Origin of the sequence: Thermithiobacillus plumbiphilus (assembly GCF_038070005.1) — a bacterium.
Taxonomy (GTDB): domain Bacteria; phylum Pseudomonadota; class Gammaproteobacteria; order Acidithiobacillales; family Thermithiobacillaceae; genus JBBPCO01.
Window position 1 is genome coordinate 1 of sequence record NZ_JBBPCO010000014.1, and the last position, 23,446, is coordinate 23,446.

A 23,446-nucleotide genomic window follows, 5' to 3' on the forward strand; every position below is an offset into this window, starting at 1 on the left:
GCGGCAGCGGGGCTGGCGGGCTGGTCGCCCTGAACCTGCTCGCCGGTGCAATTACTCCGCAATTGACGCTCGCCGACATCAATCCGCAGGCCCTGCTCTATGCCCAGGTCAATGCCGCGCTCGCCGGGCAGGCCGGCGTCGTTTGTGAAAACAGTGATGTCCTGCGCTCGGTGCCGGACCCGGTCGATCTCGTTCTCGCCAATCCGCCTTATCTCGTGGACCCGCAGGCCAGGCTGTATCGCGATGGCGGCGGCAGCCATGGCTGTGACCTGTCGGTGCGCATCGTCAGGGAATCGCTGGAGCGCCTCGCGCCCGGTGGCATGCTGATCCTTTATACCGGCACGGTGATCGTCGCCGGCGAGGACATCTTCCTACGGGACATTCTCCCGATGCTGCAGCAGCCTGGAATATGTTACGAATACGGCGAGATGGATCCCGATGTCTTTGGCGAGGAGCTTGAACATCCCGCATACGCGCAGGTCGAACGTATAGCAGTGGTGTCTCTCGTCGTCCAGAAACCGGGATCGCGACATGGCTGATCGAACAAGGAGTTTGCTGATGAGCACTACCTCACAATCGCTATATCCCTCCCGCCGGCCGCGGTTCGCCTCGCTTTCATCGGCGGAACTGCAACAGCGCCTGGCGCACTTCAATGAAAAGCGCTTCCGCCCGGGCTTCATCGATGAGGATTGGCGTACTGATCTGGCGGAAGAACTCGAAATGCGCGAGCTGGAAGGTGAGATGGTCGAAGCCGCCCGCGCAGATCTGGCCGAGCAGATTGCCGCGGTACCCGAGGACGCCGATGCCTTCATGGACTGGTTCGAGGGTCTGCGCGATACCGGGCCGGGGCAGAATGATGCGCTGTTTCCCTGGCTCGCCACGCGTGCCAGCATGGAGGCGATGCGCTGGTTCGTCAGCCAGGAGATTGGCGGCGAGGCGGGGTTCGATGACTTGGTGGCGCTGGCTCAGGTCAGGCTGCCCGCCCAGCCCAAGCTGGAAATGGCGCGCAATTACTGGGACGAGATGGGCCGGGGCAAGGAACCTGGCATGCATGGCCCCATGCTCGAGCGCATCGGTCAGCATCTTGGGGTGCGGGCACGCATCGATGAGACCGTCTGGGAATCCCTGGCGCTTGCGAACATGATGGCGGCCCTGGCCAGTAACCGGCGCTATGCCTATCAGGCCATCGGAGCACTGGGGGCCATCGAGATGACCGCGCCCGGTCGGGTATCCCAAGTCAATGAAGGGCTCAAGCGCCTCGGCGTGCCCGCGCTGGCCCGCCAGTACTTTCAACTGCACGCCGGGCTCGACATCGAGCACTCCAAGGCCTGGAACCGCGAGGTCATCCGCCCCCTGGTCGAGCAGAATCCGTGCACGGCCAGGCCCATCGCCGAAGGCGCCCTGCTGCGGCTGAGTTGCGGCGCACGCTGCTTCGAACGCTATCGCGCCGAACTCTGGGGCGAGCGCCGCAATTCCCTGCATTGAAAAGATAAGCATTGATGCCTACTCTGAAAGATACGCCCTTTTCCATACTGGATCTGGCGCCGGTACGCGACACCGGGGGCGCCGCCGAGGCCCTGCGCAGCTCCCTGGAACTGGCCCAGCTTGCCGAAGGGCTGGGTTTTCAACGCTTCTGGGTGGCCGAGCACCACAACATGGACGGCATCGCCAGTTCCGCCACGGCCGTGCTGATTGGCTATCTGGCCGCGGGCACTCATTCGATCCGGCTTGGCTCGGGTGGCGTCATGCTGCCCAATCACGCGCCTTTGGTCATTGCCGAGCAGTTCGGCACCCTGGCCTCGCTCTATCCCGGGCGCATCGAACTTGGGCTTGGCCGGGCGCCGGGTGCTGACCAATTCACTGCCCGCGCCCTGCGCCGCGATCGCTTGGGCAGCGCCCATGAATTCCCCGCTGACATTGAGGAACTGGAGGTCCTGCTCGGGCCGCGCAGAAAGGGGCAGGGGGTGGTCGCCACGCCGGGCGCCGGGACGAATGTCCCGATCTGGCTGCTCGGATCGAGCCTCTTCAGCGCGCAACTCGCAGCGGCCAAGGGGCTGCCCTATGCCTTCGCCTCGCATTTCGCGCCGCGCTTCATGCATGAAGCGATTGCCATCTACCGCGAGCAGTTTCGCCCATCTGCCGAACTGGAAAAACCCTATGTGATGCTCGGCGTGCCGCTGATGGCCGCCCCTACGGATGAGGAAGCCGAATTTCTGGCGACCACGGTCTATCAGCGCGTGCTGGCCCTGCTGCGTGGCGAGAGCCTGGTGCTGCGCCCGCCGGTGCGGGATATGGAGGCCTTGTGGCGGGCCCCGGAGAAGGAGGCGGTGAAAAGCTTCCTGGAGTTGGCCATGATCGGCGGCCCGGAAACCATCCGCACCGGCCTGGAACGCCTGCTGGCCAACACCCAGGCCGACGAGCTGATCTTCACCTGCGACCTTTATGAGCAGGCCCATCGCCTGCGTGCCTTCGAGATCCTGGCGGGCCTTAAGGCGTCCTGAGTCAGTCAGCGATGAGGCCAATTCCTTGCTTCCTCGCAGGCTTTCTGTAAATTCTTACTTTCGTTCATGACGAGCACCGGCCAGCCGACGTTCAAGCGGAAATTGCCTATTGCGTTCTCCGCTGCATCCGCTTGGAGTGTTTCGTCCTATAAAGGCAAAGCGGCCTGCAATCCGAGATATTTTGTGAAGGGGTCGAAATCGCGGTCGCTGTAGAGTAATGGAAGTTCATGTTCGATGCAGTAACTGGCAATAAAGCAGTCCACTGTCTTGCGTACGGTAATGCCCTGCTTCCGGAGAGTGCGGAAATGGCCGGCAGCCTTCAGCCCCATATCCAAGCCACCGAGCGCATGAAATTCGAGTTCAAGGAGCAGGCTCCGGGCGGTGTTGTAATCGGTGTCGCTACGGAAACCTTGCAGCACTTCGGCGAGAATGAGATCGCCCACTGCCACTATGGTCGAGGAGAGAAGCGCATCAAGCTTGCTGGTGGTAGGCGTGTCGCGGCCGTTGAAGTAGTCGATCCAGACGCTGCTATCCACCAGGACCACTATGAGGTTCTCATCTGATCCAGATCACCTTCCCACTTGAGCTTGCCCTTGTAGCGCTTGATCTGCTCTTGTCGCCTGAACTGCACGAGAGTGCGCAAACCAAGTTCCACTGCCTCTTTCTTCGTCTTGGCCCCGGTGAGTTTGAGGGCCTCGTTCATCAGGTTGTCATCGATTACGATGTTGGTACGCATGGTGCCTCCCAAGAGTGGTGTGTACATGATAGGCCATGTATGTGTATATGACCAGGGCGTCAAAAGCGCGCGGCCTGGCTCAGTTGTTGCCCTGAACCTGGCGGGGGAAGGCAGGTTAAGGAGCATGGCGCGTAATCTCGAACCAGACCCGGCGTCCTGATCAGCCAGCGCACTCCTCCAGTTCCATCTCAAGCCCCAGCCATTCTTCTTCCAATACCTGAAAGCGTGCCTGTAGCGCTTCGCGCTCGGCATTGAGCGCCTGCACGCGATCCAGCGCATCTGCCTGATACAGCGCCGGGTCCGCCAGCTCGCTATCGAGCCTGGCGAGCTGCGCTTCCAGCGTATTCATCTGGGTTTCGATCCTTTCCTGCTTCTGGCGCAAGGCCTTCTGGCGCTTGCCGGGATTCGGCGCGGGCTTTGGCTTTTCCGCCTTGACGGCAGCATTCGTCCGCGCCTGCCGGGTATTGAGCCATTGGCGGTAATCGTCGAGATCGCCGTCGAAGACGCGCGCCTCGCCATCGGCCACCAGAAAGAACTGGTCCACGCAGGTATTCAAAAGATAGCGGTCGTGCGAGACCAGCAGCACGGCACCGGCATATTCCTGCAGAGCAATCAGCAGCGCATCGCGCATATCGAGATCGAGGTGATTGGTGGGCTCGTCGAGCAACAGCAGATGCGGTTTGCGCCAGGCAATTCCAGCCAGCGCCAGCCGGCTTTTCTCGCCACCCGAGAAGCCGCGCACCGGCCGGTCCATTTCCTGGCTGCCAAACCCATAGCGCCCCAGGTAATTGCGCAGGGTCTGGGTCTCGGCGCGCGGGTCGAGTCTTTGCAGGTGTTCCATCGGCGTGGCATCGGGATCGAGTTCTTCCAGTTGATGCTGGGCGAAATAGCCGATGCGCACGCCAGGCGTGATCTGGCACTGGCCGGTCGTGGGCCGCAGCGCCCCGGTCAGCAGCTTGATCAGGGTGGACTTGCCGGCGCCATTGGGGCCGAGCAAACCCACTCGATCGCCGGGGCGCAGGGTCAGGCTCAGGCGCTGGAAGAGCAGCGGTCCAGTGCCGTAGCCAAAGCTCGCCTGCTCCAGATTCAGAAGAGTTTGCGGCGGCTGCTCGGGGCTTGGGATTTCCAGGCTGTAGCCGGCGCTGACCTGCACCCTGGCGATGCGCTCGATGCGTTCGAGCTGCTTGAGGCGGCTCTGGGCCTGGCGGGCCTTGGTGGCCTTGGCGCGAAAGCGATTCACAAATTCTTCGAGATGAGCAATGCGCCGCTCCTGCTGGGCATGCTGGGCGTTCTGCTGCTCGATCCTAGCGGCGCGTTGCGCCTCGAAATCATCATAGCTGCCGGTGTAGAGCGTGATCGCGCCATCTTCGAGATAGGCAATGCGATCGACCACGGCATTGAGGAAATCGCGGTCGTGCGACACCAGGATGATGGCGCCGGGATAGCGCGCCAGATACTGTTCCAGCCAGAGGATGGCTTCGAGATCCAAGTGATTGGTGGGCTCGTCGAGCAGCAGCAGGTCAGCCCGGCGCATCAGCGCGCGCGCGAGATTGAGCCGCATCCGCCAGCCGCCGCTGAAGCTGTTGACCAGCCGGTCGATGCTGTCGGCGGCGAAGCCGAGCCCGGCGAGCAACTGCGCGGCCCGCGCCTTTGCGCCGAAGCCATCAATGGCCTCGAAGCGGCTCTGGGCGGCAAAGTAGCGCTCATCGTGCTGGTTACTGGCAAGGACGGCCTCCAGCTCGCGCAGTTCCGTATCGCCATCGAGCACGAATTCGATCGCCGGCCGGTCGGCGTTGTCGATTTCCTGGGCGACGCTGGCGATGCTCACCCCAGCCTGCAGGTGGATGTCGCCGCCATCGGGCTGGAGCTCGCCCCGAATCAGGGCCAGCAGGGTGGACTTGCCGCCGCCGTTGCGCCCGACGAGGCCCACCCGCTGCCCATGAAAGACCTGCAAAGAGGCCTTGGAAAGAATTTCGCGGGGACCTGCGTGATAGGATAGATTCTGAATGCTGAGCATGGCGGATTGGAGCGGATGCGTCCGGGCGGAAGGTGATCTATCATTTTAGCGCGAAAGGCCCGGATCCCAAACTAATACCGCCGCCTCGGAACCAAGGAAAAACATGCGTAAACGTCTGGCTGAGGATGTCGCCCGCCGTGAGGTATTCGGCTGGGCCATGTATGATTTTGCCAACTCCGGTTATACCACGGTGGTCATCACCGCCATCTTCAATGCCTATTTCGTGGGCGTCGTGGCGCGCGGGGCGGACTGGGGGACGCTGGCCTGGACTACGGCCCTGGCGCTTGGCAATGCATCGAGCATGCTGCTGTCGCCCCTGCTCGGCGCCTATGCCGATGCCCATGCCGCCAAGAGGCGGCTGCTGGCCTGGAGCACCATTGGCTGCGTGCTCTTTACCGCGCTGCTTTACACGGTGGGGCCGGGAGATGTGCTCTGGGGTGGGCTGCTGCTCCTGCTCTCAAGTGTCGCTTTCAACTTTGGCGAGAGCCTGGTGGCGGCCTTCCTGCCGGAACTGGCGCGCAGTGAGTCGCTCGGCAGGGTGTCGGGTTGGGGCTGGAGCCTCGGCTATCTGGGTGGCCTGCTCACGCTCGGGTTGTGTCTGGCCTATGTGCAGTATGCCCAGGGGCAGGGCGCGCCGGCCCAGGATTTCGTGCCCGTGACCATGCTGATCACGGCCTTCACCTTCGCTCTGGCCAGCCTGCCGACCTTTCTATTTTTGCGCGAGCGGGCATTGCCCCAGCCGCATCCGGCGGGCATCTGGCAGACGGCGTTTGGGCGCCTGCGACAGACACTCTATCATGCGCGCCAGTATCAGGATCTGTTCCGCTTTCTCCTGAGCGTGGTGTTCTACTCGGCAGGCATCCAGGCCGTCATCGCGCTGGCTGCCATCTACGCCCAGCAGGCCATGCACTTTGATACCGCCCAGACCATCCAGTTGATCCTGGTGGTCAATGTCACCGCCGCCATCGGTGCCTTTGGGCTGGGCTATGTGCAGGACCGGCTGGGCCACAAACCCACCCTGGTGCTGGTGTTGCTCGGCTGGCTGCTGATGATCGGCTTGGCCTATACCGCCACCGATGCGCCCCGCTTCTGGCTGGCGGCCAATGTCGCGGGGCTTTGTCTTGGCGCCAGCCAGTCCATCGGCCGGGCCCTGGTGGGGCTCCTGAGCCCTGTTGCCCGGCGCGCGGAGTTCTTCGGGCTCTGGGGGCTGGCGGTGCGCCTGTCCTCCATTCTCGGGCCCATGACCTACGGGCTTCTGAGCTGGATCAGCGGCGGTGATCATCGTCAGGCCATGCTTTTTACCGGGGGCTACTTTGTGATCGGGCTCCTGCTGCTGGCAGGCGTGAATATCGCGCGCGGTGAAACTGTGCTTTATCGCGCTGAGATCGAGGAAGCTCGGTGAAGGAGGGAAAGGCCGACCGCATGATCCATGGTTGGGCCGGACTGGGTGGCGTGCCGCCAAAGGACCGGGCCCGTGCCTATCACTGGGAAGCGCGCCTGCGCTGGCCGATGGCCCTGATAGCCCTGCTGGCTCTGCCGGCCTTCTATTTTGATGCCGCGGGCAGTCCCATGTATCAGGCCTGGGGAAGCGCATTCTCCATCTTCATCGTGCTGGCCTTTGCCCTGGAGCTTGGGGTGATGCTGGCACTGGTGCGCCAGAAGCTGCGATATCTACAGCATAACTGGCTGTTGCTGGTCATCCTGCTGACGGGCACGGTCGCCCTGATTCGGCCAGGCTACCTGCTGGAACCGGAACTTTATCCGCTCTTGCGTCTGCTGGTTTTCGGGCTGCTGATCAGCCGTGTTTTCGGTTCGATACGCCGCATCGCCTCACCTAGCGGCATGCTCACCCTGCTGCTGCTGAGCGCCTCTCTGTTGGGGATTGCGGGACTCGGTTTTTACTGGCTTGAGCCCACCGTGCATTCCTATGGCCAGGGTGTCTGGCTGGCCTTCACCAGTGGTGCCACCGTTGGCTATGGTGACATCGTGCCGACCACGCCGGCTTCACGTTTTTTCGCGGTCATCATGGTGTTGCTTGGCTATGCCTTGCTGTCGCTGTTTTCCGCCGGACTGGTAGCACTCATCATCGGCGAGGACGAGCAGCAGCTTCGTCATCAGATGCACCGGGACATTCTGCATCTGCACAAGGAAATGGCGGCCTTGCGGGAGGACCTGCAACGGCTCAGCCAGAAGGCGGGCGTTGAGGATGACGCTTCAGGCAGGCCGCCGCCCGGACCGGAAGCATCTGGCTGAATCTTTCCAGCCTGAGCCCACGGCATCGGTTTCGCCCTCATGGCCTGGTGCCCTGTCCCAAGGTTTTGTTAAGGTGTTTGGTGCGAACAAAGGAGCCGTTATGAATGTCGTCAATGCCCGTTTACGCCACCGCGAAGGCTGGTTCACCCTGGTGCTGGAGGACGGTGTCATCAAAGTCATCGCGCCGCAGGCTTCGATGCAGGCGCCCGCGGGTGAAGACCTGGACGCGCAGGGCGGCCTGGTTATCCCACCGCTGGTGGAGCCGCACATTCACCTGGATGCCAGCCTAACGGCGGGCGAGCCGGAGTGGAACATGAGCGGCACCCTGTTTGAAGGCATCGAGCGCTGGGGCCAGCGCAAGGTCAGCATCACCCATGAAGACACCAAGCGCCGAGCCCACGCCACGATCGGCATGCTGCGTGACCACGGCATTCAGCATGTGCGCACCCATGTGGACGTGACGGACCCGACACTTGCGGCGCTTAAGGCGATGCTGGAAGTCAAAGAGGAGGCGCGCCATCTGATCGATCTGCAAATCGTCGCGTTTCCCCAGGAGGGGATCGAGTCATACCCGCAGGGACGGGCGCTGATGGAACAGGCGGTGGCGATGGGCGCGGACGTGGTGGGCGGCATTCCGCATTTTGAAAATACCCGGGAGCAGGGTGTCAGTTCGGTGAAATTCCTGATGGATCTGGCCGAGCGCACCGGCTGCCTGGTGGATGTGCACTGCGATGAAACCGACGACGACCAGTCGCGCTTTCTTGAAGTGTTGGCGGAAGAGACACGGGTGCGCGGCATGGGCGCACGCGTCACGGCGAGCCACACCGTGGCAATGGGCTCTTACGATAACGCCTACTGTTCAAAGCTGTTTCGCCTGCTCAAACGCTCGGGTCTTAACTTTGTCTCCTGTCCGACCGAGAGTATTCACCTGCAGGGACGTTTCGACTCCTGGCCGAAGCGGCGCGGTGTCACGCGCGTGGCGGAGCTGGATCGCGCCGGAATGAACGTCTGCTTCGGCCAGGATTCCATTATAGATCCGTGGTATCCGCTCGGCAACGGCAACATCCTTCGCGTGCTGGATGCCGGGCTGCATATCTGCCACATGATGGGCTATGAAGATCTCAAACGCAGTCTCGATTTCGTCACCGATAACAGCGCACGGGCGCTCAATCTCGGTAACAACTACGGCATTGGCGAGGGGCGCCCGGCAAACCTCATTGTGCTGGACGCGCCGGATGACTACGAAGTGGTGCGCCGCCAGGCGAAGGCGCGATATTCGGTGCGTCATGGCCGGGTCATCCTGCACCGTGAGCCGGAAACGCTGCACTATTTCTGAGCCGCGAAGCGAATGCCGGCATCAAACAGGTAGCTACCCAGCTGGAATGCGCAGATTTTGGATCAGTGCAGGGTCAGGGCCCGAAGTCAGCAGTTGTCAGCGGTTCCTGAGCCGAAATTCTCCAGCCTGATCCCCCTGGCATCGCTTCGCAATACGCTGCCCGTTTCATACCAGTCGCCCAGCACGATGCGCCGGCAATGCTGGCCGTCCAGCACGATCTCGTGAATGCCGGGCCGGTGGGTATGGCCGTGGATCAGCAGCGGATAGGGCCTGCCATCAGGCGTGGGCGGGTAGGGCCTCTGACCGCGCAGGGCCGCCAGCACGGCATCCGGATTGACGTCCATGATCATGGCTGTCTTCTGCTGCATGGCATCCTGGCTGGCCTGGCGCAGGCCACCAGCCAGGCGGGTGCGCCAAGCATAGGGCAGATTGCCTAGGGTGAGGCGGGTCAGGGGGTGCTGGATGATGCGTCGAAAGCGCTGGTAGGCAAGGTCATCGGTGCAGAGCAGATCCCCATGGGTCAGCAGACAGGGGCTGCCCTGCAAATCGATCACCGTGGGATCCTTGAGAAAGTCCGCCCCGCAGAGCTGCCTGAGTGAAGTATCCAGCATGAAATCGCGATTGCCGCCCATGATGGACACCGGCACGCCCTGAGCGGTCAGGTGCCTGAGGGCGCTGAGAATGTCCCGGTTTGCAGCTTCCTGTTCCGCGCCACGCCCCACCCAGAACTCGAAAAAGTCGCCGAGAATGTAGAGATGCCGCGCGTGCAGTGCCTCTTCCTGCAGAAAATACAGAAAGAGCTGCATCATGCCCGGACGGGCGACACTCAGATGCAGGTCGGAAATGAACAGCGTGGGAGCATTCGTGGCGGGCATGAGGGATGGGGCGGCGGGCCGCCCCGGCAGGCCTTACTGGTTGACGATTTCGGCGCTTTCGATGACGACGTTTTCCTTGGGCACGTCCTGATGGAAGCCCTTGTTGCCGGTCGGCACGTCCTTGATGGCATTGACCACGTCCATGCCCTCGATCACCTTGCCAAACACGGCGTAGCCCCAGCCCTGGGGGGTCTTGCCACTGTGGTTCAGGAAATCATTGTTGCCGACATTGATGAAAAACTGCGCCGAAGCGGAGTGCGGATCATTGGTGCGGGCCATCGCAATGGTGCCGATGTCGTTTTTCAGGCCATTGTCCGCCTCGTTCTCGATCGGGGCCCGGGTATCCTTCTGCTGCATGTTTTCGTCAAAGCCGCCACCCTGGATCATGAAGCCATTGATCACCCGGTGAAAGATGGTGCCGTTATAGTGTCCACTGCGAACGTACTCCAGAAAGTTCGCCACTGTCTTGGGCGCCTTGGCTTCATCGAGCTCCAGCACGATATCGCCTTTGTTGGTATGCAGTGCAACCTGGGGATTGGGCATGGCAGACTCCTTGTGCGTGTGGGATAGCGCCAGAGCGGCCGTGGCCGCGCCCAGCAAGAGTAATGCGAGAAAAAGCGTTTTATAACCCAGCCTAGTTGCCATAAACAACCCTATTGCGTCCCTGCTGCTTGGCCTGATACAGCGCTTCATCCGCACGCCGCAGGCAGTCTGCGGGCGAGCGGTCGCGCAGGGGATCCAGTGTGATGATGCCGATACTCAGTGTAACAGGATAATTGCGCAGCACATTGTGACGTTGCAGGCGGGCCTTGAAGCTTTCGGCAAAGCGCCGCAACCAGAGCTCATTGGCTCGCATCTCGCTATGCGTACAAAGCAGCACGAATTCATCGCCTCCCAGCCGGGCGCTGAAATCAGAAGTGCGCGCCTGTTCACGCAGGGCCTCGGCAAAGAGCCGCAGCGCCTCATCCCCGGCCAGGTGTCCGGCGGAATCGTTCAGATCCTTGAAGTGATCGAGATCGATCAAAGCCAGACAGGCCTGCACCCCCCGGCTCGCCAGGGCCAGCGCGCGGTTCAGTTCCATGTCGAGATGACGGCGGTTGGCAAGACCCGTCAGGGGATCGGTCAGGGTCAGATGTTCGAGCCTGGCGCGTTGCTCGCCGATATCATTCGCCAGCGTGGCAATATTCTTCCAGATACGCTCGGTCTCCAGCAGGTGCCCAGGCATGGGCGGCAGGGTGGTCTGACCGCGGTGGATGGCCGCCAGGGTGCCATGCAGCTCGTTCATCTCTGCCTGTACCGCCTGCAACAGCCGGATCTGGATAAGCCGGAAGAAGCCGAGCACCGCAGCAGCGAGCAGGACATTGACGGCGAACAGGATGATGAGAAAGCGGTGGAAATCCACATGTCTGATCTGTATCTGCACCTGCCACAGCGTGCCCGGGATGCTCTGCCAGCTACTGGCCAGCCAGCCAGCATCATTCCCGGAATCCCCGTGCATATGGACCAGCCTGCCCTGGCTGTCGCGGATTCTCATGCCGATATCCTGGGTGTGAAAGCGCTCCAGGGTCTGCTGCAGGGCGGCGAGCCGATAACTCACAAAGACATATCCGAGTAACCTGCCATCGGCGGCCATGACTGGCTCAAGGGTATCCACATGGCCGCGCACAGGATCCGGAAATTGATGCAGGGGCAGGCGAGCCGGGGAACCTGTCAGGCGAAGCTGCTGGATGCTCTGCCGGCATTGCTCGCTCAAAGGATGGCCGGCTGGCGCATGGATTTTCCCATCGGCATCGACCAGCGCCAGATTCCAGGCGCGGGGTATGTGGCTGAGCCTGGTCTCCAGATTCCGGACGATCCGTTGCTCATTGTCGCTGCGCAACAGGGCCCGGATCTGGTCATCCTGGGCCAGACTGCGAGTGACGATCAGAAAGGAATCGAGGCTGGCGGCAATCGCCAACCCGAGTTGCTGTCCTTGCAGTTCAAGACTGCGCAACTCTTCGGCCTTGTAGCTTCTCATCAGAAAAAAACTGTTCAGCCCCACCGCCAGCAGGGCTGCGATGAGCACGACCAGCATCTGGGAACGGATCAGCTCGTTCAAGGAGACCAGCTTGCGGCTCATGTGGGTCGCATTGCCCGATATAGATACAGGGCCTTGATGTAGGCGCTCTCGGGAATGGCCGGATGCACCGGATGATCGAGATCCTGATGGCCCTCGGCCAGCAGTTGCAGGGGGATGTCGGACTGGCTGGCACCGCGATTGATCTGTTCGAGCAACATGTCGCGGCTCAGGTGGTGGGAGCAGGATGCGCTCACCAGCAGCCCGCCAGGCTTGAGCAATGCCAGCGCCATCTGGTTGATGCGCCGGTAGGCCTGAACGCCTTCACTGAGATGCTTGCGGGATTTGATGAAGGCCGGCGGATCGAGGATCACCAGATCAAACTGCTCCTGCCCCTGCATGTCCTTCACAACCGTGAAGGCATCACCGCAGCGCGTATCGACCCGGTCCGCCAGACCGTTGAGGCCGGCGTTTTCCCTGAGCTGCGCCAGTGCCGCCTGGCTACTGTCGATGCTGACCAGTTCCTTGGCGCCAAAGCCCGCCGCCTGCAGGCCCCAGCCGCCGACATAGCTGAAGATGTCCAGCACGCGCTTGTCCTTGCTCCAGTCGCGAAGGCGCACGCGGTTGGCGCGGTGATCGTAAAACCAGCCGGTTTTCTGGCCGCTGCGGGCCGGCACGCGAAAGCGCAGGCCGTTCTCGACCACTTCCAGTTGCTCGGGAACCGCGCCGCTCAGGACTTCCACCTGCTCCGGCAGGCCTTCCAGGGCCCGGGTGCTGCTCGTATTCTTCAATAGAATGCCGCTGCCGGGCAGCAGGCGCTCCAGGGCCTCCACGATCAGGGGGATCGACTTCTCCATGCCCCAGGTACTGGTCTGCATGACAAGCTGATCCCCATAGCGGTCGATCACCAGGCCCGGCAGGAAGTCGCCCTCGCCATGCACCAGACGATAATGCGGCGTGGGGAAGTGGGCCTCACGCAAGGCCAGGGCCTGCGCCAGGCGCTTCTGGAAGAACCAGCTATCAATGTTTGCCTCGCTGTCACGGCTGATCAGGCGCGCGCAGATCAAAGACTGCGGACTGATCAGGGCCAGGCCGATATCGTGACCAGCGGCATCCTGTACCCGGACAAGGCCGCCGGGCTCCAGGGACTTCAGTGGCGTGAGTCGGATATCCACTTCATTGCTGAAGATCCAGAGGTGCCCCTGACGCAGGCGCTTGTCTTCATTTTTCTTGAGCCGCAGGGCGGGCAGGGCCATGTTGTCGTCCGTTCTGGGGCCGGAACTTCCGGCCGGGTGGTGGGTCGAAATCCGTTTTATCCACTTGTATTGTTGGAATATTTGCAGCAGTGGCTGGATTGTCGCACAGGAAAATCCGGATGAGCATCTTACAGAAAATCGCCGAGGAACGCATTCAGGAAGCCATGCAACGGGGGGAGTTCGACAATTTGCCGGGTGCGGGCAAGCCCCTGCAGATCGAGGATCTGTCGATGGTGCCCGCCGAACTGCGCATGGCCTACAAGGTGCTCAAGAATGGTGGTTGCCTGCCGCCGGAACTGGAGCTGCACAAGGAGATCCGCAGCGTGGCGGACATGCTGGGGGAACTCGGACCCGGCGAGGAACGCATGCAGGCGATTCGCCGTCTGGAATACCTCAGCGCCCGCCTGAGTCTCACCAGACGCCAGGAAGTCAGCCTCCAGATAGAGGCGGGCTACTACGAAAAGCTGATGCAGCGGGTGTCTGCCGAGCCCAACCAGGCCTGATCCGGATCAGGCCTGGGCCCGCATGCGCCGGGCCATGCAATCCACGCTGAAGCGGCCCGCACCGTGCAGCATGATCAGTATGAGTGCCCCCATGATGGCAACATTCTTCATGAACGCGTTCATCTGCATCTGCATCTGCTCAGGCGGTACCTGCCAGAAGGCATGAAAGGTCAGCGTCACCGGGATCAACCAGAGCAACAGCCCAAATGCCCCGAGGCGCGCATGCCAGCCGAACAGGATCATCAGCGCGCCGCCGAGTTCAATGAAAATGCTCAGAACAAGCAAAGTATCTGCCATGGGCAGGTTCTGGTTGGCCATCACGGCTGCTGTCTGCTCGAAGTTGCCGAGCTTGTACATTCCTGAAACGAGAAATACAGCCACGATCAGGAATCGCCCCAGCAATGGCGCAAAAGATTTCAGTGCTTCCATAGCCCCTCCAGAGTCTTGAGACCCTGATATCACTGTAGACGATTTTAGGCCTGAAGTCCGATGGACAGCGCCCCCTGTGAATTGAATCACCAGGGGATTTCCTGACCATCATAGGCAAAAAAGTGTCCCGTCTGCGCCAGGGTGAACCGGTCGATGATCTCACGCATGCCGCGAATGCTGGCTTGCGGCGGCAGCGGCGCGGATTCTCCGCCCATGTCGGTCTGCACCCAGCCCGGATGCAGCAGCAGCACGCCGATGCCTTGATCATGCAGATCCAGAGCAAGGCTTTTGGCGGCGGCATTCAGGCCCGCCTTGCTGGAACGGTAGAGATAGGCGCCGCCGCTGGTATTCTCGCTGAGGCTCGCCATCTTGGTGGAGATCATCACGATCAGGCGCTTTTTGCTGCGGCTGACCTGGGGCAGCAGGGCTTCGGAGACGCGGATCGGCCCCATGGTGTTTACCCGGAAGGCGTGCTCCCAGCGCTCGTAATCCAGGGCGCCAAAGCCGCGAAATTCCTGATCACCATACGTTCCGGCGTTGTTGAGCAGGACATCCAGGGTTTCGTCGCGCAGAGCATTGGCAAGGTCCTTGATGCTGGCGGGATCTGTCACATCCAGCTTATGAAGCTGAAGTCGGTCATTCGTCTGATCCAGGCTCTGCAAGAGCTCGGCCTGGTCGGGACGGCGGCAGCTGGCGTGCACCCGCCAGCCGGCATCCAGATATTGTCGGGTGAATTCCAGCCCCAGTCCCTTGTCGCTGCCGGTGATCAAAATTGCATTCATGAACGCCTCCTCTGTGATGCGTGGAAAATCTGCATGGCGGTACAGCCCCCTAGCCGCAAGTCTGCATCATGGATAAGCTGACACTTCGCCCCGGCGGATGTTTCATCCGATAAACACGGGATATATTGCCGACCGCGGTTCCCGGCTCTAAGATTAGCGCCCATGACCACTAAAACCCGTTTCGCACCCAGCCCCACCGGGCTCATTCATCTGGGTAACCTGCGTACCGCGCTTTTTTCCTGGCTGGCGGCGCACAAGCTAGGCGGCAAGTTCGTGCTGCGCATCGAGGATACCGATGCCGAGCGCTCGCGGCTCGAGTATGTGACAGCACTCATGGCGGATCTGCACTGGCTCGGGCTGGACTGGCAGGAAGGACCGGAAGTGGAGGGGCCGCAGGCGCCCTATTTCCAGTCCCGGCGCGATGCCATCTACCAGGGTTTCTATGCCGTCCTGGAAGCCCAGGGCAACGCCTATCCCTGCTACTGCACGCCCGAGGAACTGGCCCTGTCGCGCAAGCTGCAACTGAGCCAGGGCCGGGCGCCACGCTATGCCGGTACCTGCCGGCATCTCGACGCCAACGGGCGTGCCGCGCATGAGGCCGTCGGCCGCCAGCCCACCCTGCGCTTTCGCGTGCCCGATGATGAGGAAATCGGCTTCGATGATGCCGTGCGCGGACCGCAGCGCTTTGCCAGCGCAGATATTGGCGACTTCATCATCCGCCGCGCCGATGGCAGTCCGGCTTTTTTCTTCTGCAATGCCGTGGACGATGCCCTCATGGGCATCACCCTGGTGCTGCGCGGTGAGGACCACCTGAGCAACACCCCGCGCCAGATCCTGATCCTCCAGGCCCTGAATCTGCCAGTACCGCAGTATGGGCATATGGCGCTGATCGTGGGGGAGGACGGTCAGCCCCTGTCCAAGCGCAACGGCTCGCGCACGGTCGAGGAACTGCGCGCCAGCGGATTTTTTCCGGAGGCCCTCAATAATTATCTTACGCGTCTCGGGCACCCACTGGAAAGCGAGGCCCTGCTGGGTCTGGAGGCGCTGGCGGCGCAGTTCAAGGTGGAGCGCCTGAGCCGCTCACCGGCGCGTTTCGATGCCCAGCAGCTTGCCTTCTGGCAACACCAGGCCCTGTTGAATCTGCCCTGGCAGCGCGTCTGGGACTGGATGGCGCCTGAAGTAGATGGTCTCGTGCCCGAATCCGCGCGCGAGGCCTTCGTGGCAGCGGTGCGCCCGAACCTCTCGATTCCCGAAGATGCCGCGCTCTGGGCGGCGGTCTGCTTTGGCGAGCCGGCCATCGCACCGGACGCCGAGGGCATCCTGCAATCCACTTCAAAAGGCTTCTGGCAGTTCGCGCTGTCCGGCTTGGCTGACAGCGGCACCGATTTCAAGGCATTGGCAAAATCAGTTTCCGCCTTGAGCGGTCAGAAGGGCAAGGCACTTTTTCTGCCGCTGCGCGTTGCCCTGACCGGGCAGACCCACGGACCTGAACTCGCGGCCCTCTTGCCCCTCATTGGCGGCGAACGCGCCGCCGCCCGCCTGCACACCGCGCTGGAGATGGCCCATGCAGATCTATAATACACTTACCCGTCGCAAGGACCCGCTCACACCCATCGAGCCCAATCACGTGCGCATGTACGTCTGCGGCATGACGGTCTACGATTTCTGCCACTTCGGTCATGCGCGGGTGATGATCACCTTCGATCTGGTGGCGCGCTACCTGCGTGCCCGCGGCCTGAAGGTCACCTATGTCCGCAACATCACCGATATCGACGACAAGATCATCCGCCGCGCCGCCGAGAACCAGGAGTCCATCGAGGCCCTGACGCAGCGCTTCATCGATGCCATGCACGAGGACGAGCGTGCCCTCAATGTGCAGGCGCCCAATCTGGAGCCGCGCGCCACCCTGCATGTGCCGAACATGATCGAGATGATCGCGACCCTGATCGACAAGGGCCACGCCTACGCCGCCGCCAATGGTGATATCTATTATGCCGTGCGCAGCTTTGCCGATTACGGCAAGCTCTCCGGCAAGAGCCTGGACGACCTGGAGGCCGGTGCGCGTGTCGAACTTGATGAGGCCAAGCGCGACCCGCTCGACTTCGTGCTCTGGAAGGCGGCCAAGCCCGGCGAGCCGGCCTGGGATTCGCCCTGGGGCGCGGGGCGGCCCGGCTGGCATATCGAATGTTCGGCCATGAGCATCGACGCCCTGGGAGCGCATTTCGACATCCACGGCGGCGGCATGGACCTGCAGTTTCCTCATCACGAAAACGAGATTGCCCAGAGCGAGGGCGCGACCGGCTGCCACTTCGCCAACATCTGGATGCACAACGGCTTTGTCAGGATCAACGAAGAGAAAATGTCCAAGTCCCTGGGCAATTTCTTCAGCATCCGCGAGCTCCTGCCGCGCTATGGCGGCGAAGTCATCCGCTTTTTTGTGCTTTCAAGCCACTATCGCAGCCCCTTGCATTATTCCGAGGAAAATCTCGAAATTGCCAAAAATGGCCTGACCCGGCTCTACACCGCGCTCAGGGATGTCGAGCCCGCGATCTATGTGTCGCTCGAAGAGATACCGGCGGGACTGTCCGCCTGGCGTGAGCGCTTCATCGCCGCCATGGACGACGACCTCAATACCCCCGAGGCCCTGGCGGTGCTCTTTGATCTTGCCCATGAGGTGCATCGTGCCCGCGCCAGTGATCCGGCGCGGGCCGCCCGGTTCGCCGGTCTTTTGAAATATGCCGGGGACATGCTGGGGTTCTTGCAGGAAGATCCGCTTGCCTTTCTGCAGGGAGGGGCGGGTGCGGTGCTGGATGCTGATCGCATCGAGGATATGATCGCCCAACGCGCGGCCGCCAAGAAAAACAGGGATTATGCCGAGGCCGACCGGATTCGCGCGCAGCTGCTGGAAGAGGGAATCGTGCTGGAGGACTCCGCTCAGGGAACCAGCTGGCGACGCGGCTGAGGGCTGGGTCGTTTTCGCTAACTCGCCGCCTCGGCGTATCTGGCGATCACTTCGTTGTGCCTGAGCCAGAAATGGCAGGCCATGTGCATGGCATCCCGGAAGGCCTCGTAGCTGACCGGCTTGCGCATGAAAGCGTTGGCCCCGATCTGGTAAGCCCTTTCGATGTCGCTGTTTTCCGAGGAGGTCGACATGACCACTACGGGAGTGAAGCAGGTGCTTTGATTCTCCCGGATTGCCCGAAGGACCTCGAAACCGGAGACCTTCGGCAATTTCAGGTCCAGCAGGATCAGGTCCGGTGTCTTCAGGTGGGAAAGCGGTTCTGGCGGGAAAAGCATGCTCAGGGCCTCTGCGCCGTCATGCGCCACCCTCAGCAACACATCCTTGAGAGCCTTCTCGCAACTGCGACGTGCCAGTGTTTCGTCATCCGGATTGTCTTCCACCAAAAGTAAATATTTCTGGGTCACGCCCTTTCCCCCTCTTACTGCCCATTGCAGCCCCTCTTTTAATTCAACTTACTCTAGCAAGGCCCTGATCGGCTGGCATCCGATGATGGTTTTCCGCCTTAATTACCAGAAGCGCTTTGCCAATGCCCATATAGGGAGTTTTCTACGGTTGAGGCCTCGCTTGCCAGCGATATTCTTCGTCTGCTAAGTTTCCGGACCTGCATCAGCAGATAACAATATGTTTATAAGTAAGAGGGAGACATGCGTAAATTCTTATTCCTATCGAGTCTGGCCCTGGCCAGCACATTGGGCCTTGCAGGTCCCGCCAGCGCCGAAGAGGGTGGTCAGCGGATCGCCACTCAGGGCAATGGCAAGGGCGCCACGGCCTGCATGAGTTGTCACCAGGCCGATGGCGCAGGCCTGGAATCGGCTGGTTTCCCGCGCCTTGCCGGCCTGAACCCTGATTATCTTGCAGCGCAGTTGGAGGCGTTCCAGACCGGCACCCGCAAGAACCCGATCATGACGCCCATCGCAAAAGCGTTGTCCGGGCCAGAGCGGCTCTCGGTCGCCGCCTACTATGCCGCGCAGCAGGCGCCGTACAAACCGCTGTCAGCAGGTGTTGCGGAGAACGCGCGTGGCAAGGCCCTGGCGCGTGTCGGCGACTGGCGCCAGCGCGACCTGCCGGCCTGCCTTCAGTGCCACGGCCCCAATGCTGCTGGTGTGGGCAGCAGCTTTCCCGCGCTGGCAGGACAACATGCCAGCTATATCCAGGCCCAGCTCAATGCCTGGAAACAGGGTGATCGCCGCAATGATCCCGGTGGATTGATGAAGGCGGTCGCCGACAAGCTCGACGCCGCGGACATCCGCGCCGTTGCCGCCTACCTTGCGGTCCTGCCAGCAGCATCCGCGGTATCAGCCCTATCCGCTTCAGATTCACAGTAATCGCTTTCCAGGAGCAACAATGAAACAAACAAGCATGATCCGCGCGGGCCTGCTCGCGCTCGCGGGATTTTACCTGCTGACAGGTGTGCAGCAGAACGCCTCGGCCGAAGCGAAAATGCAAACCAGACATCTGGCAGTTGCGCACAAGCCGGTCGTCAAAGGCGCGGCCTACTTCATCCCGCCCCAGGAAATTCCGCATGACGAGTTCGGCAAGCTGGTCCGCCAGGGGGAACAGATCTTCCTGGATACGCCGACCTATGCCAAAGGCTACGCCGGCAATGGCCTGAGCTGCGCCAACTGCCATCTGGATCGCGGCCGGCGCGCGAACTCCGCGCCCATGTGGGCCGCCTATGTGGCCTACCCGGCCTATCGCAGCAAGAACAAGCACGTCAACACCTTTCAGGAGCGCCTGCAGGGCTGTTTCAAGTTCAGCATGAACGGTAAGCCACCGGCTGCGGACAGCGAAGTCATGAATGCGCTGACCACCTATGCCTACTGGATGGCCAAGGGTGCTCCCACCGGCGACAGCAAGATGGCCGGGCGCGGTTATCTGAAGCTGGAGAAGCCGCCGCTTCAGGCAAGTGCTGAGCGTGGTGCCAGGGTCTATGCCGCCAATTGCGCGGTCTGTCATGGAACGCATGGTGAAGGCCAGAAAGTGAGTGGCAAGTATGTGTTCCCGCCGCTCTGGGGAGCCGATTCCTTCAACTGGGGCGCCGGCATGCATCGGATTGATACCGCCGCCGGCTTCATCAAGGCCAACATGCCGCTGGGCAAGGGCGGCAGCCTGACCGACCAGAACGCCTGGGACGTGGCAAGTTACATGGACAGCCAGCCACGGCCGCAGGATCCGCGCTTCAAAGGAAATGTGGCGGAAACCAGGCAGCACTTCCACAACGAAAACTGTCACTACGGCGAAGCCGGGGCGCTGCAGGCCTCGCGCTGATCAGCGGTTGAAGCCAGCAATTCAAGGCGGGTCTTCGGGCCCGCTTTTTGTATGTCTACTGGCCTGCCACATGTTCAATATCAGACTTTCGGTCTATATTACTGGCCTGGAACGACAAGATCGGCTTCGAGCCGCAGAACAAGAATCGGGGGCAGTGGATGTTGGTAGTCGTTGGATATGTACTGGTGATCGCGGCCATCCTGGGTGGGTTTTTGCTGGCCGGGGGCCACATCGCCGTATTGATGCAGCCGGTCGAGTTGCTGATCATCTTCGGGTCTGCCGGTGGCGCCTTCCTGGTAAGCAACAGCCCCAAGGCGCTCAAGGCAACCATTCAGGCCCTGCCGACCATCCTCAAGGGCTCCCGCTATGACAAGGCGCTCTACCTCGAAACCCTGAGCCTGCTCTACAACATCTTTGCCCGCGTGCGCAAGGAAGGCCTGCTCGCCATCGAGGGCACCATCGAGGCCCCCGAGGAGAGCGATCTCTTCCAGGCCGCACCCATGGTGCTGGCGGATCACCATGCCGTGGAGTTCATCACCGATTACCTGCGCATGATGGTCAGCGGCAACCTGGAAGTGCATGAGATGGACAATCTCATGGACATCGACATCGAGACCCACCACCACGAGACCGAGGTGCCGGTCCATGCCCTGCAGCGCTTTGCCGATGGCCTGCCGGCCTTTGGTATCGTGGCGGCCGTGCTCGGCGTGGTGCATACCATGGAGTCGGTAGGCCTGCCGCCGGCGGAACTGGGCAAGCTCATTGCCGCCGCACTCGTGGGCACCTTCCTCGGCATCCTGATGGCCTATGCCTTTGTCGGGCCACTGGCCAGCGCGCTCTCCGAGCGCGCCCAGGAATCCACCAAGTATTTCCAGAGCATCAAGGTCTGTCTGATCGCCTATATGAATGGATACAACCCGCAGACGGCAGTCGAATTCGGCCGCAAGGTGCTGTTCTCCACCGAGCGCCCGGGCTTCATGGAGCTTGAAGCGCATCTGAAGGGGAAATAGGCAGGGATGTCTGATCGGAATGCGCGAATGATCGACTGCGAGGATAGGGCATGACTCCCGAAAAGCGTCCGATCATCATCAAGAAGATCAAGAAGGCGGCCCATGGCGCCCACGGCGGCGCCTGGAAGCTGGCCTATGCCGATTTCGTCACCGCCATGATGGCTTTTTTTCTGCTGATGTGGCTGCTCGGTTCCACCACCAGGGCAGATCTGCAGGGCATCGCGGAATACTTCAAGAATCCCATGAAGGTGTCCATGTCCGGGGGCTCCGGCGCCGGTGACGCCGAGAGCATCATTCAAATGGGCGGCGAGGACCTGACCCGCTCAACCGGCCAGGTGAAAATGACCAACGAGGGTCGCAAGACCATCACTACCAAGGCGGTCGAGAATGACACGAGCCGGCTCGAAGCCCTGAAGAAGAAACTCGAAGCGGCCATCGCCAAAAGCCCGGTGCTCAGACAATTTCGCAATCAGCTCAAGATCGACATCACCAGTGAGGGCCTGCGCATCCAGATCGTGGATGAGGCCAAACGCCCGATGTTCGAACTGGCCAGCGCCCGGCTCGAACCCTATGCCCGTGACATCCTGCGCGAGATCGCGCCCATCATCAACGAACTGCCGAATCGCATCAGCATCCTTGGGCATACGGATGCCCGCGCCTATGCCGGCACCGGCTCGGGTTACAGCAATTGGGAGCTGTCCGCCGACCGCGCCAATGCCGCCCGCCGCGAGCTGGTCATGGGCGGGCTGAACGGCGACAAGCTCATGCGCGTGCAGGGGCTGTCGTCCTCGGTGCTCTATGACGACAAGGATGCCTTCAATCCCATCAATCGGCGCATTTCCATCATCGTGATGAATCGCAAGGCCGAGGATGCCCTGCGCAAGAACAGCGGCGCCAGTCTGGAAGTCGGGACCGGCCAGCCGCTCCAGCCGCAGGCCCTGGGTGTCCGGCATGCTTCTGAATCAGATTGACATCTGGCGCATCAAGGATGGAGCCGGAGGAGGCGCCCGTGGATGAGCAAGTCAAGGCACTGATTGATACCTTCTCCAGTACGAAAATCCCCATCCTGCGGCGCAGCCGTCTGGAGATTCAGGCCCTGATCAAAAGCGGCTCTGCCAGCGCGCCCGCACTGGCAGACATCCTCTCCCATGATTCCTTGCTGAGCGCGTGCCTATTGCGCAAGGTCAGCAGGTCTCCGGATCGCTTGATCGGCACGCTCGAACAGGCCGTTCTGTTGCTGGGGGAAAGCGCTCTGCTGGATCTGGTGGAGAACAGTCCCGACGTGGATGACCTGCTGACGCCCGCCCGCCGCGCCCGTTTCGTCGCCCAATGCCATTACGCCTATCTCTGCGGGCGCCTTGCCAGGCACTGGGCCTTTCATGACGAAGATCTGCATTACGCTGAAAGTTTCGTGGCGGCTTCCCTGCATGATCTCGCCGCACTGATGCTCGAAGTGTGCTCTCCACAGCAAGCACCCCGATTCGATATACCCACTGCGAATCTGAATGCAGCACTGGCGCGGGCCTGGAACCTGCCCCAGCTCCTGCAGGAGGCCCTGGACGCCGATGCCCTCATTCCCCGGCGCGCCATGCTGGTCAACCTGGCCTGCCTGATCCTCAGGGACGCAGCTCAGGGCTTTGACAATCCGCTTCAGCAGACTCGCCTGCATCGCGTTGCCGAAATGCTCAAGCTGCCAGTGGTCGAACTTCAAACTGATATCTTCCGTCAGGCCGTGGCCGCCATCCGCGAAATCAAGGACTGGCTGGCAATGGACATCAGCAGTTTCGTTCCATTCTTTCCGGTGCTGCAGGAATCCGTACCTGTCGCTACCGCCTGCCCCTTGCCCCGCCAGGAAATTGGCGAGGATGCAGCTCCGCATTCATGGTCCAGCCCGGGACAGCTCATCCAGGCCCGGCTCAGCGAGCTGTCGGAGCAGGCTGGCCTGTCGCGCATCGTCTTTGCGCTGCTGACGCCAGATCACGCCAGCCTGCAGGGCCGCTATTTTCATGGCGTGGAGGCCGGCTCAGGCCTGCACCAGTTCCAACTCGAGCGGGAGAAGGACGAATTTTTCTTCGAATTGCTCTCCGGCCCGCAAGCCCGCTGGATCAGGGCCGGCGAGCAGCGCTCCGCACGGGCCCAGGCATCTTATGAACTCCAGTCATACCTGGAGATGCGGGAGTTCTTCGTGGCGTCTCTTTTTGTGTCAGACAAACCGTTGGGTATCTGCTATGCCGATAGGGGATCGCCAGACTGCGGCCTCGATGGCCAGGCCTTCGAGCAGTTTCGCAGTTGCTGCGACCGCATCTCGCGGGAGCTCACCATGTTTTCCCATCCCGCCTGACAATTTTTTGAAACAGCGCCGGCCTGGACTGTCTAAACCCGTGAATCTCTTGACCGGGGGT

Annotated in this window: 23 protein-coding genes and 1 pseudogene; 14 read left to right on the forward strand and 10 right to left on the reverse strand. The window is 61.6% G+C overall.

From position 1 onward, the window contains the following. The 3 genes from WOB96_RS12795 to WOB96_RS12805 form a co-directional block, all read left to right on the forward strand. A partial coding sequence (locus WOB96_RS12795; protein ID WP_341371688.1) for a methyltransferase occupies positions 1-539 on the forward strand: 539 nt, incomplete at its 5' end. Positions 540-558: 19 nt separating this feature from the next. Continuing rightward, positions 559-1,485, forward strand: coding sequence for an iron-containing redox enzyme family protein (locus WOB96_RS12800; protein WP_341371689.1), 927 nt, complete (start codon positions 559-561; stop codon positions 1,483-1,485). A 14-nt stretch (positions 1,486-1,499) separates the two neighbouring features. Further along, entirely contained in the window at positions 1,500-2,501 is a 1,002-nt protein-coding gene (locus WOB96_RS12805; protein WP_341371690.1) for an LLM class flavin-dependent oxidoreductase, read from the forward strand. Between the two features lie 146 nt (positions 2,502-2,647). Here the strand turns inward: WOB96_RS12805 and vapC are convergent, their stop codons facing one another. From vapC to WOB96_RS12820, 3 genes are all read right to left on the reverse strand, one after another. Continuing rightward, a complete protein-coding gene (gene vapC / locus WOB96_RS12810) occupies positions 2,648-3,037 on the reverse strand; it encodes a type II toxin-antitoxin system VapC family toxin (protein ID WP_341371691.1) in 390 nt (129 codons plus the stop codon). An 8-nt stretch (positions 3,038-3,045) separates the two neighbouring features. Further along, positions 3,046-3,237, reverse strand: a complete 192-nt coding sequence (locus WOB96_RS12815; protein WP_341371692.1) for a type II toxin-antitoxin system VapB family antitoxin — start codon at positions 3,235-3,237, stop codon at positions 3,046-3,048. A gap of 160 nt (positions 3,238-3,397) precedes the next feature. Beyond that, a complete protein-coding gene (locus WOB96_RS12820) occupies positions 3,398-5,254 on the reverse strand; it encodes an ABC-F family ATP-binding cassette domain-containing protein (RefSeq protein ID WP_341371693.1) in 1,857 nt (618 codons plus the stop codon). 70 nt (positions 5,255-5,324) lie between these two features. Here WOB96_RS12820 and WOB96_RS12825 point away from each other — a divergent pair. The 3 genes and pseudogenes from WOB96_RS12825 to codA all read left to right on the forward strand — a co-directional run. After that, positions 5,325-6,656, forward strand: a pseudogene (locus WOB96_RS12825) (MFS transporter); the annotation flags it as partial. Beyond that, entirely contained in the window at positions 6,653-7,507 is an 855-nt protein-coding gene (locus WOB96_RS12830) for a potassium channel family protein (protein ID WP_341371694.1), read from the forward strand. The pseudogene WOB96_RS12825 and the gene WOB96_RS12830, both read left to right, overlap by 4 nt. Before the next feature lie 100 nt (positions 7,508-7,607). Continuing rightward, positions 7,608-8,843: a cytosine deaminase gene (gene codA, locus WOB96_RS12835; RefSeq protein ID WP_341371695.1), complete on the forward strand. Its 1,236-nt coding sequence runs from the start codon at positions 7,608-7,610 to the stop codon at positions 8,841-8,843. A gap of 86 nt (positions 8,844-8,929) precedes the next feature. On the opposite strand, the gene WOB96_RS12840 is transcribed toward codA, so the two are convergent. Genes WOB96_RS12840 through WOB96_RS12855 form a run of 4 tightly spaced genes read right to left on the reverse strand, consistent with a single transcriptional unit; the run spans position 8,930 to position 13,030 of the window. Continuing rightward, positions 8,930-9,718 carry a UDP-2,3-diacylglucosamine diphosphatase gene (locus WOB96_RS12840; RefSeq protein ID WP_341371696.1) on the reverse strand — a complete coding sequence of 263 codons (789 nt, stop codon included), beginning with the start codon at positions 9,716-9,718 and terminating at the stop codon, positions 8,930-8,932. Between the two features lie 33 nt (positions 9,719-9,751). Next, complete coding sequence (locus tag WOB96_RS12845) at positions 9,752-10,363, reverse strand: peptidylprolyl isomerase (RefSeq protein ID WP_479725483.1); 612 nt, start codon at positions 10,361-10,363, stop codon at positions 9,752-9,754. After that, on the reverse strand, positions 10,353-11,837 hold the full coding sequence (locus WOB96_RS12850; RefSeq protein ID WP_341371697.1) for a GGDEF domain-containing protein: 1,485 nt from the start codon (positions 11,835-11,837) through the stop codon (positions 10,353-10,355). The genes WOB96_RS12845 and WOB96_RS12850 overlap by 11 nt, the downstream gene beginning before the upstream one ends. Continuing rightward, on the reverse strand, positions 11,834-13,030 hold the full coding sequence (locus WOB96_RS12855) for a class I SAM-dependent rRNA methyltransferase (protein WP_341371698.1): 1,197 nt from the start codon (positions 13,028-13,030) through the stop codon (positions 11,834-11,836). Before WOB96_RS12855 ends, WOB96_RS12850 begins: the two co-directional genes overlap by 4 nt. Before the next feature lie 119 nt (positions 13,031-13,149). Here WOB96_RS12855 and WOB96_RS12860 point away from each other — a divergent pair, with 119 nt between their 5' ends. After that, positions 13,150-13,533 (forward strand): DnaJ family domain-containing protein, encoded by a 384-nt coding sequence (locus WOB96_RS12860; RefSeq protein ID WP_341371699.1) that lies wholly within the window; start codon positions 13,150-13,152, stop codon positions 13,531-13,533. A gap of 6 nt (positions 13,534-13,539) precedes the next feature. On the opposite strand, the gene WOB96_RS12865 is transcribed toward WOB96_RS12860, so the two are convergent. Together WOB96_RS12865 and WOB96_RS12870 are read right to left on the reverse strand one after the other, a co-directional pair. Then, entirely contained in the window at positions 13,540-13,962 is a 423-nt protein-coding gene (locus tag WOB96_RS12865) for a DoxX family protein (protein ID WP_341371700.1), read from the reverse strand. Between the two features lie 86 nt (positions 13,963-14,048). Beyond that, entirely contained in the window at positions 14,049-14,744 is a 696-nt protein-coding gene (locus tag WOB96_RS12870; protein ID WP_341371701.1) for an SDR family oxidoreductase, read from the reverse strand. A gap of 162 nt (positions 14,745-14,906) precedes the next feature. Between WOB96_RS12870 and gltX the strand changes: the two genes are divergently transcribed. Together gltX and cysS are read left to right on the forward strand one after the other, a co-directional pair. Continuing rightward, positions 14,907-16,322: a glutamate--tRNA ligase gene (gltX, locus tag WOB96_RS12875; RefSeq protein ID WP_341371702.1), complete on the forward strand. Its 1,416-nt coding sequence runs from the start codon at positions 14,907-14,909 to the stop codon at positions 16,320-16,322. Then, positions 16,309-17,706, forward strand: coding sequence for a cysteine--tRNA ligase (gene cysS, locus WOB96_RS12880; protein WP_341371703.1), 1,398 nt, complete (start codon positions 16,309-16,311; stop codon positions 17,704-17,706). The genes gltX and cysS overlap by 14 nt, the downstream gene beginning before the upstream one ends. 17 nt (positions 17,707-17,723) lie before the next feature. On the opposite strand, the gene WOB96_RS12885 is transcribed toward cysS, so the two are convergent. Continuing rightward, entirely contained in the window at positions 17,724-18,170 is a 447-nt protein-coding gene (locus WOB96_RS12885; protein ID WP_341371704.1) for a response regulator, read from the reverse strand. 240 nt (positions 18,171-18,410) lie between these two features. Here WOB96_RS12885 and WOB96_RS12890 point away from each other — a divergent pair, with 240 nt between their 5' ends. The 5 genes from WOB96_RS12890 to WOB96_RS12910 all read left to right on the forward strand — a co-directional run bounded on the left by WOB96_RS12890 (position 18,411) and on the right by WOB96_RS12910 (position 23,385). Further along, positions 18,411-19,091 (forward strand): c-type cytochrome, encoded by a 681-nt coding sequence (locus tag WOB96_RS12890; RefSeq protein WP_341371705.1) that lies wholly within the window; start codon positions 18,411-18,413, stop codon positions 19,089-19,091. A 19-nt stretch (positions 19,092-19,110) separates the two neighbouring features. Further along, the gene (locus WOB96_RS12895; protein WP_341371706.1) at positions 19,111-20,034 is read left to right on the forward strand and encodes a c-type cytochrome; all 924 of its coding nucleotides are present in this window, start codon (positions 19,111-19,113) and stop codon (positions 20,032-20,034) included. 158 nt (positions 20,035-20,192) lie between these two features. Next, a complete protein-coding gene (motA, locus tag WOB96_RS12900; RefSeq protein ID WP_341371707.1) occupies positions 20,193-21,044 on the forward strand; it encodes a flagellar motor stator protein MotA in 852 nt (283 codons plus the stop codon). A 50-nt stretch (positions 21,045-21,094) separates the two neighbouring features. Beyond that, the gene (gene motB, locus WOB96_RS12905) at positions 21,095-22,015 is read left to right on the forward strand and encodes a flagellar motor protein MotB (RefSeq protein ID WP_341371708.1); all 921 of its coding nucleotides are present in this window, start codon (positions 21,095-21,097) and stop codon (positions 22,013-22,015) included. Positions 22,016-22,053: 38 nt separating this feature from the next. Further along, positions 22,054-23,385, forward strand: a complete 1,332-nt coding sequence (locus WOB96_RS12910) for an HDOD domain-containing protein (RefSeq protein ID WP_341371709.1) — start codon at positions 22,054-22,056, stop codon at positions 23,383-23,385. The last annotated feature ends 61 nt before the right edge of the window (positions 23,386-23,446 follow it).